General features: G+C 37.3%; 14 protein-coding genes. 12 read left to right on the top strand and 2 right to left on the bottom strand.

The window, feature by feature from the left end:
• Positions 1–48: 48 nt before the first annotated feature.
• The 7 genes from B1R93_RS04455 to B1R93_RS04425 all read left to right on the top strand — a co-directional run bounded on the left by B1R93_RS04455 (position 49) and on the right by B1R93_RS04425 (position 11,200).
• Positions 49–1,881, top strand: coding sequence for a cache domain-containing sensor histidine kinase (locus B1R93_RS04455; protein ID WP_088102756.1), 1,833 nt, complete (start codon positions 49–51; stop codon positions 1,879–1,881).
• Positions 1,878–3,494, top strand: a complete 1,617-nt coding sequence (locus B1R93_RS04450) for a response regulator (protein ID WP_088102755.1) — start codon at positions 1,878–1,880, stop codon at positions 3,492–3,494. Before B1R93_RS04455 ends, B1R93_RS04450 begins: the two co-directional genes overlap by 4 nt.
• 28 nt (positions 3,495–3,522) lie before the next feature.
• Entirely contained in the window at positions 3,523–4,407 is an 885-nt protein-coding gene (locus B1R93_RS04445; protein ID WP_088102754.1) for a glycoside hydrolase family 43 protein, read from the top strand.
• Positions 4,408–4,434: 27 nt separating this feature from the next.
• Positions 4,435–6,486: a glycoside hydrolase family 65 gene (locus B1R93_RS04440; protein ID WP_088102753.1), complete on the top strand. Its 2,052-nt coding sequence runs from the start codon at positions 4,435–4,437 to the stop codon at positions 6,484–6,486.
• Between the two features lie 268 nt (positions 6,487–6,754).
• On the top strand, positions 6,755–7,798 hold the full coding sequence (locus tag B1R93_RS04435; RefSeq protein ID WP_088102752.1) for a substrate-binding domain-containing protein: 1,044 nt from the start codon (positions 6,755–6,757) through the stop codon (positions 7,796–7,798).
• Between the two features lie 265 nt (positions 7,799–8,063).
• Positions 8,064–8,354: a glycosyl hydrolase gene (locus tag B1R93_RS04430; protein WP_088102751.1), complete on the top strand. Its 291-nt coding sequence runs from the start codon at positions 8,064–8,066 to the stop codon at positions 8,352–8,354.
• A 302-nt stretch (positions 8,355–8,656) separates the two neighbouring features.
• Entirely contained in the window at positions 8,657–11,200 is a 2,544-nt protein-coding gene (locus tag B1R93_RS04425; protein ID WP_088102750.1) for a beta-mannosidase, read from the top strand.
• A gap of 40 nt (positions 11,201–11,240) precedes the next feature.
• Here B1R93_RS04425 and B1R93_RS04420 read toward each other — a convergent pair whose 3' ends face one another.
• Positions 11,241–12,263, bottom strand: coding sequence for an ion channel (locus B1R93_RS04420; RefSeq protein WP_088102749.1), 1,023 nt, complete (start codon positions 12,261–12,263; stop codon positions 11,241–11,243).
• 369 nt (positions 12,264–12,632) lie between these two features.
• Between B1R93_RS04420 and rocF the strand changes: the two genes are divergently transcribed.
• Both rocF and B1R93_RS04410 read left to right on the top strand, forming a co-directional pair.
• Positions 12,633–13,535 carry an arginase gene (rocF, locus tag B1R93_RS04415; RefSeq protein ID WP_088103401.1) on the top strand — a complete coding sequence of 301 codons (903 nt, stop codon included), beginning with the start codon at positions 12,633–12,635 and terminating at the stop codon, positions 13,533–13,535.
• Between the two features lie 39 nt (positions 13,536–13,574).
• A complete protein-coding gene (locus B1R93_RS04410; protein ID WP_088102748.1) occupies positions 13,575–14,957 on the top strand; it encodes a YjiH family protein in 1,383 nt (460 codons plus the stop codon).
• A gap of 58 nt (positions 14,958–15,015) precedes the next feature.
• Here B1R93_RS04410 and B1R93_RS04405 read toward each other — a convergent pair whose 3' ends face one another.
• Positions 15,016–16,434, bottom strand: coding sequence for a sigma-54 interaction domain-containing protein (locus tag B1R93_RS04405; RefSeq protein WP_088102747.1), 1,419 nt, complete (start codon positions 16,432–16,434; stop codon positions 15,016–15,018).
• Between the two features lie 321 nt (positions 16,435–16,755).
• Here B1R93_RS04405 and B1R93_RS04400 point away from each other — a divergent pair, with 321 nt between their 5' ends.
• From B1R93_RS04400 to B1R93_RS04390, 3 genes are read left to right on the top strand one after another with little or no spacing between them, the layout of a single operon-like run.
• The gene (locus B1R93_RS04400) at positions 16,756–17,949 is read left to right on the top strand and encodes an ornithine--oxo-acid transaminase (RefSeq protein ID WP_088102746.1); all 1,194 of its coding nucleotides are present in this window, start codon (positions 16,756–16,758) and stop codon (positions 17,947–17,949) included.
• A 35-nt stretch (positions 17,950–17,984) separates the two neighbouring features.
• Positions 17,985–19,247 carry a Glu/Leu/Phe/Val family dehydrogenase gene (locus B1R93_RS04395; protein ID WP_245308183.1) on the top strand — a complete coding sequence of 421 codons (1,263 nt, stop codon included), beginning with the start codon at positions 17,985–17,987 and terminating at the stop codon, positions 19,245–19,247.
• A gap of 13 nt (positions 19,248–19,260) precedes the next feature.
• Positions 19,261–19,512 carry a biotin/lipoyl attachment domain-containing protein gene (locus B1R93_RS04390; protein WP_088102744.1) on the top strand — a complete coding sequence of 84 codons (252 nt, stop codon included), beginning with the start codon at positions 19,261–19,263 and terminating at the stop codon, positions 19,510–19,512.
• The last annotated feature ends 21 nt before the right edge of the window (positions 19,513–19,533 follow it).

The following is a 19,533-nucleotide window of genomic DNA, read 5'->3' as shown; positions in this document are numbered from 1 at the left end:
AATGCTAGCAACGTTTCTACAACTATATTGATAGAAAGGCCATCTACTATGTTTAGAAAATTAACCACAATTATGGTTATCAGCTTTGTTATGGTCAACGGACTTTTCTTATCTGGCCTCAGCTTTGTATCGTATAAGTATTTCTTTAATTTTACGTCGGAGGAAATCAGTGAAGCGAGGCTAACGCTGTTAAATGAAAGTGCAAAGAAGCTGTCGGGCTTTATTACAAGTGTAAGCGAGGCAGGGATGTATATTGCGATAAATCGAAACGTCATTCAAATGTTTTCGGATGAACCTGCTAGCTCTTATGAAGCCATTGCTGAACAGCGCGAATTAACACAGCTAGTAAATGGTGTGACAAGCTTAAAGACATATATTCATTCCATTGATATTTATACGGATCGTTATGAGAACTATCCTAAAATTCCTGGAAAAATCGTTCAGTCCAAAGAGAACATTGAGAATGAAAGATGGTTTAAACAATTATTTAATAAGATGGATGATGGGTGGGTTCCTAAACATCAATCCGCATTTTCTAATCAGGAGTTCATTAGTTATGTTCATCGAATCCTAAATCAACGTGGCCAGACTGTTGGCTATATAAAAGTAAATGTTTTGGCAGAGACTTTCTTTGACTATATGTCTAATAAAGAGTTATTAAAAGAATCGGATGAACCATTAATCCTTTTAAATACAGGGAGAAAGATTATTGCTCAAACCCACTCTCCGGAAAGTTTTCAAGTATTAGATGAGATCACGATCTCAGCACCTTCAGAACCGTATATGATGCTAACGGAAACTTATAATCAGTATTCTAATCACCATGAATTAATTAAACATGAGAATGAGTTCTTTCTCCTATTAATTTCGGAACCGAATTATGAGCAATGGAGCTTAGTGCAATTAATACCAGTTGACCCTTTATATCAAGAAACTAGAAAAATCGGCTTTACTATATTATTAATGGGTCTTTTAGGATTAGTTTTATCCGTTCCTATCGTTTATTGGGTAGGGAAGCGATTTACTGGACCGATTTCAAAGCTGATCACAGGAATGAAATATGTAGAAAAAGGGCGCTTTGATAAAAAGGTCGGTCCTTATTACATTGAAGAATATGATACATTGGCTAATAATTTTAATCATATGACAAATCAGTTAAATGAAACATTAAACAATCTAAAAAAAGAAAACGGTTTCAGAAGAGAGGCTGAAATACGCGCTTTGCAAAGTCAAATAATGCCTCACTTTCTATACAATACGTTAGATATGATCCGGTGGAAGGCAATGGACCACCGTGCTGATGATATTAGTCATATGGTCAATCAGTTAAGTAGGATGTTAAGAATTAGTTTAAGTGGGGGCAGGCAATTTATTCTACTAAGAGACGAATTAGAGCATGCGAAAAGCTATGTTGATATTCAGCGTGCGAGATTAAAGGAAGAGTTTATCTATGAAGTGAAAATACCAGCTTCGCTCAAGGATTTATATGTTCCAAAAATCATTTTACAGCCATTTATCGAAAATAGTATGAAGCATGGCTATATTGACCTGTCTAAAAAGGTTGTCCGCATTATCATTTTTGCGAAAATCGTAAAAGAAACGAATAATGACTGTCTTGAAATTACAGTGACTGATTTCGGATGTGGATTACCTGAAAATTGGAATTTGCACGATTCTAAAGGGATTGGTATAAAAAATGTTCAAGAAAGAATTTGGATGTATTGTGGACATCCGTACGGAATTAAATTATTTAATCATCAAGACGGAGGGACTGCTGTCCGCATTGTTCTTCCAATTATTAAAGAGCAAGCAGAGCTAGACGTTTGGATTAAAAAACAGCATAAGTGGTTTGATGGTACGAAGGGGGAAGGTCAATCATGAAGTCAGTATTAATCATTGATGACGACCAAGAAATAAGGAATGGTCTTATCAACCATGTACCATGGAGGAAATTAAATCTAACCGTTAAGGATACGGCATGTGATGGGCTTGAAGCGTTAAAGAAGATTAGGTTAAGTCCTCCAGATATTTTGATTACAGACATTTATATGCCGAAAATGACTGGTTTGGAATTAATTAAACGACTATATGAAGAATTTCCAGATATCCATATTGTTATCCATAGTGGCTATGACCACTTTGAGAATGCAAGAGAAGCGATTCGATATGGAGTGAAGCATTTCTTTTTAAAGCCATCCCCTATCCAGGAAATTGAGACCGTCTTACTCGATATTAGTCAAGAAATTGATATACAGGAAAAGCAAAAAACATTAATAAAGAACTATGAAACTCAAAGAAATGAGTACTTACGTTATACGAAGGATGCACTAGTAAGAGAACTGCTTAATACAAGGTATAAAGCCTCTGACATTCCTAGTGAAAAGTTAGCATTACTTAATTTGTCTAAAGAGCAAAATGTTATTGTAAGTACACTTACTGTGATCCGACCTCCATATTTAACGAAGGCCCATGAACGAGACTGGCAGCTTATGAAATTTAGTGCCGGAAATATTATTTTAGAAATGATCGAAACTCATGAGAGGTTTTCCGAGGTTGATATTCACGTTGTCGATTACTCGGATTCAACATTTGTACTCGTTTTTTTTGAAAATGAAAACACGAGCCATTTACGCGACGTAAGCTATGAACTATCAAGTGAGTTAATGAGGACGATTCTTTTTTTCTTAAAACTTTCAATCGTTGTAGGTATAGGAAGAATGAAAACGGGTGTTCATGAAATTATCGATTCATATCTTGAGAGTCAACGTGCTTTAGAAGCTGCGGAATATCAAGAATTTAATCGTGTTTATACATTCGAGGAGGTTCAAGAGCAAAGTGAAGTTGAATGTTCTTATTATCCTTTTGAACTGTTAAAAGACATTCATGAAGCTATTCTACTAAAGGATTATGAAGGATTAGTAAACATTTGGGGATGTTTTGTTAAAACTATTGAGACAGAGAAAAACATGTCTCTCTATATCGTTCAAACCATTTGTATAAGTACACTAAATGCTATTTTGATGAACTCTCACTCGAAAGAGCAACTAATGAATGAAACACTAGATATGTCACAGCTATTAACGAAGGTTTATTCACAGCGAACGATAAGGGAATTAACGTCTTGGATGGGGGAGCGAATAGATACTTGGGTCGGTCAAACGAAAGAAGAGTTAAATGGGAAAAAGAGTCACAAGTTGATAGTAGCTGTGAAAGATTACGTAAAAGAAAACTATGATCAAGAAATTACGTTAGCTGAAATAGCAGATACGTTATATGTCAATCGTAACTATTTATCACAATTATTTAAGAAGGTGACTGGTGAAACCTTTGTAACGTATTTGAATCGCTTTCGAATAGAGAAAGCAAAGGAGCGTTTAAGGGAAAAGAAATATATGGTTTACGAAGTGAGTGAGATGGTTGGATATCAAAACTCAACTTATTTCAGTCAAGTTTTCAAATCAGTAACAGGTATGAGTCCTTCAGAATTTTATTAAAAGATTAACTTATGAAAGGATGCGGAGAATGGTAACGAACGACCAAATCCAAATAAGAGATCCCTTTGTCTATGTTGATGAAGCAGAAGGAAGATACTATCTGTTTGGTAGTACCGATAAAAATATTTGGGGACCAGGTACCGGCTTTGATATGTACGTGGGGACAGATTTAGAAACGTGGGATGGACCCTTTCCCGTGTTTCGTCCAGAAGAAAGCTTTTACTCAGACGAAAATTTTTGGGCGCCCGAAGTCCATTACTATCAAGGGAAATATTATATGTTTGCTACATTTTTGCGGAAAGATAATCAAAAACGAGGGACAGGAATATTAGTTTCAGATAAAGTTACAGGACCCTTCGTTCCTCACAGTCCAGAGCCTGTGACTCCAAGAGAGTGGTTCTCTCTTGATGGGACATTATATGTTGATGAGGAAGGGGACCCTTGGATCGTCTTTTGTCATGAATGGGTTCAAGTTAGCGATGGAGAGGTTTGTGCCCAAAGATTATCAACGGATTTAAAGAAAGCAACTGGTGAACCGGTCGTGTTATTTCGAGCATCTGATGCACCATGGCCGACTTCGTTCAAACATAAGAGATTTCCAGATTCAGAGAACTATGTTACGGATGGAACGTTCATGTTTAAAACGATGAATGATGAACTCGTTATGCTTTGGGCTAGCTTCGTAAACAATGTATATGCCCAAGGGATTTCAAGGTCGGTCTCTGGAAATGTCACAGGACCGTGGGTACATGAAGAGCATCCGCTCTACTTAAATGATGGTGGACACGGGATGATATTTAGAACGTTCGCTAATCAATTAATTTTAACGTTGCATACCCCAAACAAAACACCGTTAGAGCGGCCGATTTTTATAACACTGTCTGAAATGAACGGAAAATTGATTACAGAGTAACTGTATCAATATGTGAGGAGTGAAGCAATGAGTATTGATAGACGGAAGCTTGTTCATCGACATTTTCCTAGACTAACGGAGGTTGATCCACTTTCGCCACTAAGTGTTGGGAATGGAGAGTTTGCTTTTACTGTAGATGTTACTGGATTACAGACATTTCCTAAAGCCTATGATGTACCTTTAGGAACACAATCTAATTGGGGCTGGCATTCTACGAAAAAGCGAAATTTATTTGATTTTAATGATATAACATTACAATCGCTTGACACCTATGGAAGGGCAATCGACTATCCACTTCATCCTAAAGAAAAATCAGAGGCTTATCATTGGCTTAGACAGAATCCACACCGATTACAACTAGGTCAACTCTCCTTTCGATTACGTAAAGAAAATGGACAAAATGCTGAAATAGTAGATATTCAAGATATTAAACAAACGCTTAATTTATGGGAGGGCTATGTATCTAGTCATTTTTCATTAGAAGGTAAGCCTGTGTTTGTAATCACAGCTTGTCATTCGAACAAAGATGAGATTGGAGTGAAAGTCGTTTCCCCTTTAATAGAACAAGGACGTTTACACGTTCAATTATCATTTCCGAACCCTGACATCGTTTCAGACGAGTGGGATGAGGCAACAGACCTGAATTGGCAATTTCCATTTCGTCATAAGACGTCAACTGTTAGGAAATCGAGTAATTCAATAACATTACGCCGAACCCTTGATGAGGATCAGTATAATGTAGCATTAACTTGGGATAATGGCGATATCGTGGAAACCGCAACACATGAGTATACACTCATACCGAGCAGTGGCGAGCATTTAACTTTTTCTATTTCATTTGCAGCAGATGAACCAATTCCTAGTAAGTATGAAGACATCCTGCAAGATAGTTGTACGTTTTGGAATACGTTTTGGATAGATGGTGCTGCAATTGATTTTTCGGAAAGTAGAGATGTGAGAGCACATGAACTAGAACGGAGAGTCGTTTTATCACAATTTTTAACAGCTATTCATTGCAGTGGCTCTGTTCCGCCACAAGAAACTGGCTTAATGTATAATAGCTGGTTCGGAAAATTTCATTTGGAAATGCATTGGTGGCATGCTGCACATTTTCCGATTTGGAATAGGACTAAGCTTTTGCAAAAGAGTCTGGACTGGTACAATTCAATCTTACCTAAGGCAAAGGATTTAGCAGCTTCTCAAGGATATGAAGGGGCACGTTGGCCGAAAATGGTCGGACACGATGGGGAACAAAGTCCTTCTACTATTGCTCCTGTATTAATTTGGCAGCAACCACATCCGATTATGTTAGCCGAACTTTGCTACACTTCTGAGCCAAATGAGGAGTTCTTGATGAAATTTAAAGAAATGGTGTTTCAGTCTGCAACGTTTATGGCTTCTTACGCGGTTTGGAATCAAGAAAGAAAAGAATATATGTTAGGACCTCCTTTAATTCCGGCACAGGAATGTCACAAGCCAGAGGAAAGTTTAAATCCGCCTTATGAGCTGGAATATTGGAAATATGGTCTTGAAATTGCGAGTGAATGGGCAAAACGTCTAAATGAACCAATTCCACAGAAGTGGCTAGAGGTAGCTCAAGGGATAGCGAAGCCTCGGCATGAGCAAGGTGTGTATTTGGCCCATGAGAATTGCTTAGATACCTTTACACTGTATAATCATGATCATCCTTCTATGGTGGGGGCTTTAGGGTTATTGCCGGGGACATTGATAGATGAAACCATTATGAGGCAAACATTACGAAAAGTAAAAGCGGAATGGGATTGGGAAAGTGCCTGGGGATGGGATTTTCCAATGTGTGCAATGACAGCAGCTAGGTTAAATGAACCAGAGTTAGCTGTAGAATTTCTCTTAATGGATGCAACGAAAAATACTTATTTACAAAATGGTCATAACTATCAACGTCAAGGGTTAACTAGTTATCTACCTGGTAATGGTGGGCTGCTAACGGCAGTAGCGATGATGGCTTGTGGCTGGCAAGGGAAGGAGACCGATTACTCACTTTTTCCAACGGATGGTAGTTGGAATGTGAAATGGGAAGGGCTTAAGAAGATTTTGTAGGTATTCGTTATTAACAGCATGACACGGTAGCGAAATGTTAGAATAGCTACCGTTTTTTCTATGACCTAAATAATTTAGGCTCGTTATAGCAATAGAAGTGGTTTAATTGCCATTGTTTATTGACAATCGTTTTAGCAAATTCTAATATTAACGTAATAATGAAAAATATTTCACAATGATTTAGTCAAATAGGGCTGTTTAAGATTATTTGTGGATATAATTGGTCATAATGATAGTTAAATTTAATTATAGAAGAACAGCTTGAATAATGAAAAGCGAGTGGGTGGGTTACTTGAAAAATGTAACGATGCGAGATATAGCAGATAAACTTGGGGTTAGTAGTGTAACAGTTTCTAAAGCTTTGAATGATAAAGAAGGCGTGAGCATCGAATTAAAAGAAAAAATTAAAGAAGTTGCCAAAGAAATGGGGTATCGCTTCAACACGGCAGCTAAATCAATGAAGGAAGGCATTTCTTATAATATTGGTATAATTATTCCTGAGCGCTTTACAGGGGATGCACAATCCTTTTATCTGAAGTTTCATCAGCATATCTCGAAGATGTTAGAGCAGTATCACTATTATGGGATCCTTCAAATCTTATCTGAGACGGATGAGAAGCAACTTAATCTGCCAAGAACGTATTATGAGAATAAGGTAGATGGCTTTATTATTTTAGGACAGGTTAGTAATGAATATATCAATTTGTTAACAGAAAATGAAATTCCTAAAGTTTTCTTAGATTTTTACACGGATTCGACCGATATTGACTCAATTGTAACGGATAACTTTTATGGAGTTTATGAGTTAACCAATTACTTAATAAACTGTGGACATCGAGATATTGCCTTTGTTGGGAATATTTATTCAACAAGCAGTATACAGGATCGCTTCTTAGGTTTTTATAAATCGTTATTAGAGCACAGAATATCTTTAGATCAAGAATACATTATTAGTGACCGGGATGAACGTGGGAAATTCATTGAACTAGAGATTCCAGAACGGCTACCGACAGCCTTTGTTTGCAATAACGACCAAATTGGCTACGAATTAATACGAAAGCTACAAAGCATGGGTTACTCTGTACCAGACGATTGTTCGGTTGTAGGATTTGATAATGATATTTATTCAACACTTTCTAACCCTCCAATGACAACAGTACAAGTGGATATTGAAGAAATGTCAAAAGTAGCTGTAAAGTTTATTATTGAAAAAATAAAAAATAGTAAAAAACATTATGGACGAGTATTAATTAAAGGTGAGATTATTCATCGTGGTTCAGTTAAACAAATTCAAGTAAACAACGAAAAATAAAAAAAAATTATTTCAGCCATCTGAACGGTATTCAGGTGGTTTTTTTATGTGAAGATAAATGGCTCACTAGATTTAAACAGATTACACAATTTATTAAGTAATCGTAAACTTTAAAATAAATATTACATAAACTAATCTATATTTAATTTTTACCTAAATCAGGTATACTGAATTTATCAAAGCGCTTCCAAAGGGAAAATTTAATCAGATTGGAGTGAAACCAGTTATTTTATGGATGCGTTTTCAAAGAAAAGGAGGGTTCATAATGAACAGGTTAAAGAAGTGTTTTATATGTTTTTTAGCAATATTACTAGTATTTCCAGCTGTATCTTTTACTGATCCTATAAGTACTTCTGCTGCTGAAGTCGAGCTTAAGATGGCCGATCCGAATGCTTCAAAGTATACGAAAGAACTATTTGCGTTTTTACAGGATGTCAGTGGTCAACAGGTGTTATTCGGTCAACAGCATGCAACAGATGAAGGGTTAACTTTACAAGAAAGCGGGAATCGAGTAGGGTCTAGCTGGAATTGGAAATGTATCAATGACATACGATGAAATTATGGAAGATTTAAATAAAAAATGGGCTGAGGGTAGAGCTCGCGTTGTTCAATAATTATAAGAAATAAGGGGGATGTCCCAAAAGGTTAAAAATGAACCTTTTGGACATCCCCTTTCTAACGTCTTGTTAGCTCAGGTATTAAAGTTTTTAAAGTATGTTTTTAACTAATAAACTCTGTTTAATTAAGTAAAAACAATTTACAAAAACATGATTTTGTTATATTATTTTAATAACAATAAAATAACAAAAATAACTAAAGTGAAGCATCTTATTCTAAAGCGGGAGAAGGAGAGTAAATATGGAACAGAACTTTTTGTATTTGGAAGATTGGAAGTTTAAAGCTAAAGAAGATAAGGAATGGATGACAGCTAAAGTTCCTGGCTGTGTTCATACGGATTTACTATCGAATGGAAAAATAGTAGCTCCTTTTGAGGGGACGAATGAGCGTGAGCTACAATGGATAGATAAGAAGGATTGGGAGTATGAAACGACATTTAATGTAACGGAAGAATTTCTCCTCTTTTCTCATGCAGATTTAATATTTGAAGGTCTGGATACGTATGCTGATGTCTATTTAAATAATAAATTGATTCTTTCAGCAGACAACATGTTTAGAACGTGGAAACGAGATGTTCGTGACTTACTTAAGCTAGAAAACAATCATTTAAAGGTTGTGTTTCGATCACCGATTAATGAGGATTTACCAAAGCTTGAGAAATTAGGATATCCTCTCCCAGCTACAAATGATCATTCAGAAGATGGTGGTCTTGGTGATAAGAAGGTTAGTATTTTCGCGCGTAAAGCCCCTTATCATTATGGTTGGGATTGGGGACCGCGTTTTGTAACAAGTGGAATTTGGAAAAAGGTGAAACTAGAGGGATGGTCCGACTATCATATAGAATCTCTTTTTATTAAGCAAAATCAGCTTTCCTCTGAATATGCCGAAGTAACGGCAGTCGTAGAAATAAAGGCTGCAGATATAGGTCAGGAAACGATTAAATTAACTATTGGCGAGCAGGAGATCGTGAGAGAGGTCGAACTTCAAAAAGGGATTAATCAGATTGAGGTTGATGTGAAAATCCTAAACCCTAAACTTTGGTGGTGTAGAGGGTTAGGTGAGCAGCATACGTATACTTGTAAAGCTGAACTTATCAAAAATAGTCGAGTACACAGTGAAAAAAAAGTACGAACAGGTCTTAGAACGGTAAGGGTAGTAAAGGAAAAAGACGAACAAGGTAAGACCTTTTACTTTGAATTAAATGGTGTTCCAGTGTTTATTAAAGGGGCAAACCATATTCCGAACGATAGCTTTCAAACAGAAGTGTCATATGAGCGTTACAGGCATGAAATTGCAAGTGCTGTTGAATCAAACATGAACATGCTTCGAGTTTGGGGTGGGGGAATATACGAGTACGATGAATTTTATGAGCTATGTGATGAATATGGGATTCTTGTTTGGCAGGACTTTATGTTTGCATGCAGTATGTATCCTGGGGATGAAGCTTTTTTAGAAAATGTAAAATATGAAGCTGAACAGAATATTAAGCGTCTTAGAAATCATCCAAGTATCGTTTTATGGTGTGGAAATAATGAAATTGATGCAGCATGGGCTCATTATGATGAAGACGCAGGCTGGGGCTGGAAGCAACAGTATACGCCAGAAATACGTGAGAAAATGTGGAGTGATTATGAAAAGATCTTTCATGATATTCTTCCTAACGAGGTTACGAAACATGCACCAGGTGCAGAATACTGGCCTTCCTCACCGATGGCTGAAATAACAGGGGATAAGAGTCAGCATTCAAACTCAAACTCGGCAACTGGCGATATCCACTACTGGGATGTTTGGCATGGATTAAAGCCGTTTGAGGAATATACGAATCATGTAGGAAGATTTATGAGTGAATATGGCTTTCAATCATTCCCTGAAGAAAAAACGGTTCGATTGTTTGCGGATAAGAAGGAAATGGAACTAGAATCTGAAGTGATGCTATGGCATCAAAAAAATGGTCGTGGAAATCAATTAATTAAAGACTATATGGATATGTATTTAAAGGAACCTAAAGACTTCCCGGCATTTTTATATATGAGTCAAATTCTTCAGGCTGAAGGAATTAAGGTTGCGATTGAGGCACATCGAAGAAATAAACCTTATTGTATGGGAACGCTATATTGGCAAATGAACGATTGCTGGCCAGTAGCATCTTGGTCAAGCATGGACTATTATGGAAGATGGAAGGCACTTCAATATTACACGAAGAAATCTTACAAAGATAAGTCATTATCGATTACAGCTACTTCTGATTCAACAGAAATTTACGCAATAACGGATGTACTTGAACCAATTCAAGGAACGCTACATGTCCAAGTACTTGATTTCAATGGCGAACAGCATTTCTCTAAAGAACAGCAAATAGATGTTAAGGCGAACTCAAGTCAGCTTGTTGCATCATTTTCTACAAAGGAGCTACTTCGAGAGCAAACGCCAAATAACATTGTCCTTTATGTAACTTTAACGGAACAAGGTGAAGTAATTGATAGCAAGGAGCACTATTTTAGTTCGCTAAAGGACATTTTGCTTTCAGTGCCAACGATTTCAGTACAGGAAATACAACAAGGTGAATACACGGAATTCGTATTTGAAACGGATGTTTTGGCTAAAAATGTGTGGCTTGATACCGATATTGAAGGGATTTTTACTGATAACTACTTCGATATCATTCCAGGTATTCCGAAAAAAGTACATTTCTTAGCAAGAGATTCTCACGGTGTAAAACCATTTACTGCTACCCGTCAACCGAAACTTTCTGTTCAATCAATGGCTAATTTTATAAACTTGTAGTAAAAGAAAAGCCCCCTAAAATAAAAGGAGGGCTTTTCTTTTATTGTATTACCTTCTTATAGGTCTGTTTATCACAAATAATAAATAGCTCTGCTTGATCAGGGATTGGTTCTTGTAGCTTTGAGAGAATAGTAAAATCGTTTCGGTCTGAAATCAGGGTTGCACCAAGATTTTTCAAGTCTTCAAAGGCATCATTGTACGTTTTCCACATTTGGTTTTTCTTAATTTTCCATAAGTCGACGCCGCTTTTTCGGCTTAACAGCTTCATAATAAGCTTACTTGACCCTTGGTGGACGGCCGACTTAGCCATTAAGTCTGATAAGGCTTCATCCGCTAGTACAAATTCATCGACGTTCGCATGTTGAAAATTTGTAATATGCTTTTCCTTTAATATTTCGACTATTGTATAAATGTCCTTTTTCATTTCTGTTGCATAGCTTTCAATTGCTGATACAAGTAGTAGTGATTTTCCATCGGCGGATATAGGGTCGAGTTCATGGTCTTTCGTGAAAATTAATACAGCTTTTGCTTGAAGAACGTTAGCTTTTTCAAGTGTCTCTTTATCTGTAACATCACCATTAATATAATGAAGCTGGTCCTGGTCATCTGGTGATGTGGGAGCCTGATCAATTAAGACAATGGCTGCTTTATCATCAATAGCCTTTATCTCATGTAATGTATGTTTTGCTTTACTGGACCAACCGATAATGACATAATGGTCTTTTCCTTTAAACCGCAATTTTCCTTCCTCCTTTAACCTCCTATAAACCCCAAACCCCTCCACAACTTTGCCGATAACGATACCAATTAATCCAATCCCAATAAAGTAGAGAAAGAGTCCATACAATTTTCCGATGGTTGTCTGTGGAACAAAGTCGCCATAACCAGTAGTCGTAACGGTTGTCATAACATACCAAAATCCGATAAAAGGATTGACGAATACCTCTGGTTCAAGCCAATGTATAATAAAAGAGCTAAGAATTAAAAAAATGGCGGTAATAAAAAAGAGAGTCATGTTTTTAATTTTCACAACGATTTTCATTAAGTCTAAAATAAGTAGCATGTTATACCTTCCCTTATTATTCGTTAGTATCCATTATGGTTATATATTTTATAAGTCATACATTAGGGGTTTTGTAAGGTGGAAAGATTTAGATAAGAAAAAAGATTGTATTTTTGAACAATTCTCTTACAATTGGAAGGGAAACAGAGTCTGTACACATTGGTTCTTATATTTCAGAAAAGAAAATTGGCCTTTAAACGCAAAATATTTTCTTTTCGAAAAAAATTTTTGCATTGTTTATTTTGAGAGAGTAAGGTATTACTAAGGATACGCTTGCATTTTATAATAATAGGATACAAGTATTTTTGGCATGGAAATTGCAATGTAGTAGGTTGATAGCTTATTTAACAGAGAGGGGTTTTCAACATGATGAAGTATAAGAACATATCAATTATAGGTGTACCGATGGATTTAGGTCAAAAACGACGTGGTGTCGATATGGGACCTAGTGCAATGAGGTATGCTGGTCTCATTGAAGAATTAGAGGAGCTAGGATTTTCTGTACGTGATTACGGCGATATCTCAATTAATCGTTCCATTAATCGCAATACAAAAATAGAAAATCTAGAAAACTTACATGAAGTTATTCATGCCAGTGAAGAGTTACAAAAGGTAGTCGAGGAAATTCAGGAGGAGGACAGTTTTCCTCTTATTTTAGGAGGAGACCATAGTATAAGTATTGGATCGATTGCGGGAATGAGTAAAAGGCATCAAAATTTAGGTGTTATTTGGTATGATGCCCATGTAGATTTAAATACAGAAAAAACATCACCATCGGGCAATATTCATGGTATGCCGTTAGCGGTCAATTTAGGGATTGGACACCCAATGCTAACCAATATTGCTGGGTACGCTCCGAAAATTAAGCCCGAAAATATTATTATCATTGGGGCTAGATCGATTGATGCCGGTGAGAGAGAATTAATCAAGGAGCAAGGAATTAAGGTCTACACGATGCATGAAATTGACCGTTTAGGGATGACCACAGTTATGCAGGAAACGATAGATTATTTTTCGGAACGGACGGACGGAGTACATTTAAGTTTAGATTTAGATGGAATCGATCCACTGGATGCTCCTGGCGTAGGTACACCAGTTTTGGGAGGGATTACGTATCGAGAAAGTCATCTTGCTCTTGAGATGCTTGCTGAATCTCAATTAATTACCTCAGCAGAGTTTGTCGAAGTTAATCCAATCTTAGACCATAAAAATCAAACCGCTGATGTGGCAGTAGCTTTAATTACATCACTTGTTGGGAAAAAGTTGCTCTAGTTTATAATGACTGAGGTTTTAAAAAGAGGAGGTCATGATATGACAGCTGAAGGAATGAAAAAGGAACAACCGGAAAATAAACAACATTTTACAGCGAAAGATTATTCAATGTTTATTCTGCCATCTTTACTCGGTATTTTATTATTTATGGTTCCGATTCAAACGAGTGATGGTATTTCAATCCCTGTTGCATTAATGGCAAAACAGGTAGAAGGCTTGTTCTATCAAGGCTTACCTGCGACGATGACGATTCTATTAATGGTTGTCGCAGTATTATCAATTTTGGCTTTGGCTGTTAAACCAAACTGGATTGTAAGCAGACCATTTTTACATCGGTTATTTGTCACTCATCCTGTTTGGGTAGTCGTGAGGATTTTTGGTGCAATATTTGCAGTGATGACGCTATGGGAAGTTGGTCCTGAATGGATTTGGAGTGAATATACTGGTGGTTTGCTATTATATGAGTTAATCCCATTGTTATTTACGGTATTTTTATTTGCAGGATTATTTCTACCTTTGTTATTGAATTTCGGTTTACTTGAACTTTGTGGTATTTTGTTAAATAAAGTGATGAGGCCTTTATTTACATTACCAGGTCGTTCTTCGATAGATTGCTTAGCTTCTTGGATGGGGGACGGGACGATAGGTGTTTTATTAACGAACAACCAGTACGAGCAAGGCTTTTATACGAAACGAGAGGCTGCTGTCATTGGGACGACATTTTCTGTTGTTTCGATTACTTTTAGTATTGTTATTCTTGCATATCTAGAGCTTGAACACTTATTTCTTCAATATTACTTTACAATTGTGTTAGCAGGATTTGTTGCTGCTGTTATATGTCCACGGATTCCGCCACTATCACGTAAGGCGGATACGTACATGGTAGAAAATAAAGCTCGTATAAATGAAAGCGATTTCAGAGGTTTGAGCAGATTCCAATTTGGGGTTATGAAGGCTGTCCAACGTGCGAAAATGAATCAGGGTTTTGGAGAGACGGCAAAAGGGGGCGTAAAAAACGTTCTAGATATGTGGTTAGGAGTCATTCCTGTCGTGATGGCATTAGGGACATTCGCTTTAATCATTGCGGAAAACACACCGGTTTTTGAATATTTAGGTATGCCGTTTGTGCCAATTTTAAACATGTTACAAGTGCCAGAAGCTGCCGAAGCAGCACAGACAATGGTTATTGGCTTTGCGGATATGTTTTTACCAGCTGTGATTGGAAGTGGAATTGAAAGTGATTTTACCCGTTTTGTTATTGCTTGTGTGTCTGTGACTCAGTTGATTTACATGTCTGAAGTCGGTGGCTTATTATTAGCATCAAAGCTACCAGTGAAATTTTTGGATTTAGTATTGATTTTTATCATTCGCACATTAATAACATTACCAATTATCGTAGCGGTTGCCCATATCATATTTTAAATGGCAAAACCCGTACTTAGAAGAAACGTCTCTTCTGAGTACGGGTTTTTTAGCTTAATTATTTTGTGCCGATATTTAATCGTTTCATACGATATTGTAGTGTTTGTCTACTAAGCCCAAGCTCTTTTGCTGTATTCGTAATATGATAATCATGACGGTGTAATGCTTTCTTAATATAAAACTCCTCAGCTTCATGTAAATAATCTTTTAAATTACGTAGCGTTTGAGCTTTATCCTCGGTCGAGCTCCCATGCACGCTAACGACAGGATTCAGGTGAGGGGACTGTGATTTGTTCCGAAAATGATAAGGTAAATGAATAGGCTCTATTATTTCTTCATCTACGATTAAATTCATGGCTCCCTCGATAACATGTTCAAGTTCCCGAACGTTGCCAGGCCAATCGTAGCTTTGGAAAAGATGGATCACCTCTGCGCTTAGTCCTTTAACCTCCATATGAAAGAGGTGGTTGTATTTACTTATAAAGTGGTCAGCGAGTAGAAAAATATCATCCTTTCTTTCGCGTAGAGCTGGAATAAATAAGGATACAACACTCAGACGATAATATAAATCTTTACGAAGTCGATTATTCGCGATAGCTTCTATTGGATCTTCGTTCATTGTTGAGAGAATACGAACGTTGATCTTTCTTTCGACAGTGTCACCAATTCGGCGGATTGATTTTTCTTGGATAGCGCGTAAAAGCTTAGCCTGGAGCATAGGACTAAGTGAGTTAATCTCATCAAGTAGTAACGTTCCACCTTCTGCTTCTTCAAATAATCCAGGACGTTCAGTTGCTCCTGTAAATGCACCTTTTTTCGTTCCGAATAAAAGTCCTTCGATTAATGTGTCGGGTATTGCAGCACAGTTTTGTGAAATAAACGGGGCTGAGGAGCGCTCACTTCCATTGTGGATACTCTGTGCGAAGAGTTCCTTTCCTGTTCCAGTCTCGCCTACAATTAGAACCGAAGATGGCGTTCGTGTTGCTCGTTTCGTATTTTCAATGACTTCTTGAATGGCTGGACTGTTACCAATAATACTGTCAAAGGTAAAACGTGTATTACCGCGTCTTTGCATATTATGTCTAATTAGCTGCTCTAGTTTGGTCACATCTTTTGCTATTTCAATCGCACCAATAACTCTACCGTTATCATAAATTGGAAAAGTGTGATTAATTGTTTTAATTTCTTTCCCTTTGTTATTAAAATACGTTTGTTTCTGGTTTCGAAACTCTTTCTCTTCATGTAACGCTTCAAGTAATGTGCTGCCTTGACCGTCCTCAAACATAAATACATCTAAGAAGTCCTTATTAATAACATCTTCTCTTGAAAGTGATTCTATTTCCATCATCTTTTCATTATAAATAATGGTTTTGCCAACATCATTAATGACATGAACTCCAACGTCATCAATTTTATTTAATAATGTTTCATATATTTTATTAAGGGTTTTGACTTGTTCAAGCTTAGGATGCTCCATAACAAAACTCCTTTGTCACTTTTTTAATAGTCTAAAAGCAAAAATTAAAAATAGCAAATATTTTTTTCTGTATTTTGTGTTTTTCCTCATTAATAGAAAATATTTTTCAGTGAAAAGTTAAATACCGTAAAAAAAAAGACAAAAAAATTTGCTTTATCTTGCAAAAAAATAAGCATTGATAAAAAAATTTGCGGGTGATCTATCTTTTATTACGTAGTGTACGGCTTTTTAAAATTGGCACGGATTTTGCATTATTAATCAATGAGAAAGTAAATAATGAAAACTCGCTTTCTAGTAAGTATCAAAAGAGGAGGATGGACTATGCAGAGAACAATGGAAATTATTAATAAGACAGAAAGCTTAGGGGCAAGAAACTATCACCCTTTACCAATCGTCATTTCCGAAGCAAAGGGAGCATGGGTAAAGGATCCAGAAGGAAATAGATATCTTGATATGTTGAGTGCATATTCGGCTGTTAACCAAGGACATTGCCACCCGAAGATTATCGCTGCATTAAAAAAACAAGCAGATAGAATCACACTTACGTCTCGTGCTTTTCATAATGATCAGCTTGCTCCCTTTTATGAAAAGGTATCAAAGTTAACAGGGAAAAATATGATTCTTCCAATGAATACAGGAGCAGAGGCGGTTGAAACAGCTGTGAAAGCAGCTAGGCGCTGGGCTTATGACATAAAAGGTGTACCAGATAATCAAGCTGAGATTATTGTTTGTGAAGATAATTTCCATGGACGTACGATGACCGCAGTTTCGCTTTCTTCAAATGATGAGTATAAACGTGGATTTGGGCCAATGCTTCCAGGGATAAAGGTGATTCCATATGGAGATCTTGATGCACTAAAGGGAGCAATAACGAAACATACAGCGGCATTCCTCTTTGAACCGATTCAAGGCGAAGCGGGGATCATTATTCCACGAGACGGCTTCTTAAAAGAAGCATATGACCTATGTAAGCAGGAACGTGTCTTGTTTATTGCCGATGAGATTCAAGCGGGCCTAGGGCGTACAGGTAAACGATTTGCATGTGATTGGGAGAATGTGGTACCTGATATGTATATTTTAGGAAAGGCGTTAGGTGGTGGGGTATTCCCGATTTCTGTTGTTGCAGCAAACAGCGATATTTTAGGCGTGTTTGAGCCTGGTTCGCACGGGTCAACGTTCGGAGGAAATCCACTTGCTTGTGCAGTTTCAATTGCTGCACTGGAGGTCATTGAGGAGGAGAACCTCGTCCAACGCTCATTAGAACTTGGCAGCTATTTAAAAGAAAAATTAGAGCAAATTGATAATCCAAACATTATTGATATTCGTGGTAGAGGTTTATTTATTGGAGTTGAACTTAACGAACCAGCTAGAAAGTATTGTGAGGAATTGAAGAAGGAAGGGTTGTTGTGTAAGGAAACTCACGAAACCGTGATTCGGTTTGCACCGCCGTTAGTGATAAAAAAGGAAGATTTAGATTGGGCAATTGAAAAGATCTATAAAGTATTGGGAAAATAATAGCCTTGTAAAGAACATGAATGAGGTGGATAACCGTGGGAGCAGTTGTTGAAAAAGGGAAAGAATCGAGCGTACTTGTATCAACGCAACATGTCGTACAACAGGCATTGAGAAAGTTAGGTTACAAAGAGGAAATGTATGAGCTCCTAAAAGAGCCTGTACGGATGCTAACGGTTCGGATACCAGTTCGTATGGATAATGGTGATATCAAGGTTTTTACAGGATATCGTGCTCAGCATAATGATGCAGTGGGTCCCACGAAAGGTGGCATTCGATTTCACCCGGAAGTGACGGAGGATGAAGTAAAAGCTTTGTCTATGTGGATGACCTTAAAATGTGGAATTGTTAATGTTCCTTATGGTGGAGGGAAAGGCGGGATTGTTTGTGACCCGAGACAAATGTCCTTTCCTGAGCTCGAACGTTTAAGCAGAGGCTATGTTCGGGCTATCAGTCAGCTTGTCGGTCCTACAAAAGACATTCCTGCACCCGATGTATTTACAAACTCCCAAATAATGGCTTGGATGATGGATGAATATAGTCGAATTCGCGAGTTTGATTCACCAGGCTTTATTACAGGGAAACCCCTTGTTTTGGGAGGCTCTCACGGGCGAGAAATGGCTACAGCAATGGGGGTCACTATTTGCATCGAAGAAGCAGCCAAGAAAAAACAAATGGGTTTAGCTGGGGCGAACGTTATTATTCAAGGCTTTGGTAACGCAGGGGGCTATTTGGCGAAAATTTTAAAAGAACGCGGGGCAAATATCATTGGTATTTCTGATGCTTATGCAGCTCTGTTTGATGAAAATGGTTTAGATATTGATTACTTACTTGAAAAACGAGACTCTTTTGGTACTGTAACAAATCTGTTCAAACAAACGATAACGAATAAGGAGCTTTTACAACGGCCTTGTGACATCTTAGTTCCGGCTGCCATTGCGAATCAAATTACACGAGAAAATGCTCATGACATTCAAGCAAAAATTATTGTAGAGGCAGCCAATGGCCCAACTACAATGGAAGCTACTAAAATATTATCGGAACGCGGTGTTCTAATTGTTCCAGATGTACTTGCGAGCTCTGGCGGTGTCACAGTTTCTTATTTTGAATGGGTTCAAAATAACCTTGGGTATTACTGGTCAGAAGAAGAGGTTGCAGAAAAATTAAGGAATAAAGTAGTTCATGCGTTTAATAATGTCATACAAACTGCGGAGTCGCACAAGATAGATACTCGTTTAGCGGCTTATATGGTTGGGGTTCGAAAAACGGCCGAGGCATCTAGGTTTAGAGGTTGGATATAGGGAGGAGTTAAAAGTGAGTAGCTATCGAACGATAGATAGTACGATTGATGGGGTTATTGAAAAAGTTTTGATTCGAGAAGGAATGTTTGTTCATGAATGGGAGCCGCTATTTCTTATAAGAACAATGAATGGCTCACAGCAAAAGATAGAAATAGGAGTTAGTGGTGAAATTGGGATTGTAAAGGTACTAGAGGGAGAGCCTGTTTGTTTGAATATGACATTAGCAATTTTAAAAGAAGATACATTGCCAACTGGTTGTGACTAATAAAGCTATAGGAGGAGATTA

The sequence above is a fragment of the Halalkalibacter urbisdiaboli genome (assembly GCF_002156385.1).
Lineage (GTDB): Bacteria > Bacillota > Bacilli > Bacillales > Bacillaceae_D > Halalkalibacter_A > Halalkalibacter_A urbisdiaboli.
The sequence above is the reverse complement of the archived record's forward strand: the minus strand, read 5'-3'. Positions and strand labels throughout refer to the sequence as shown.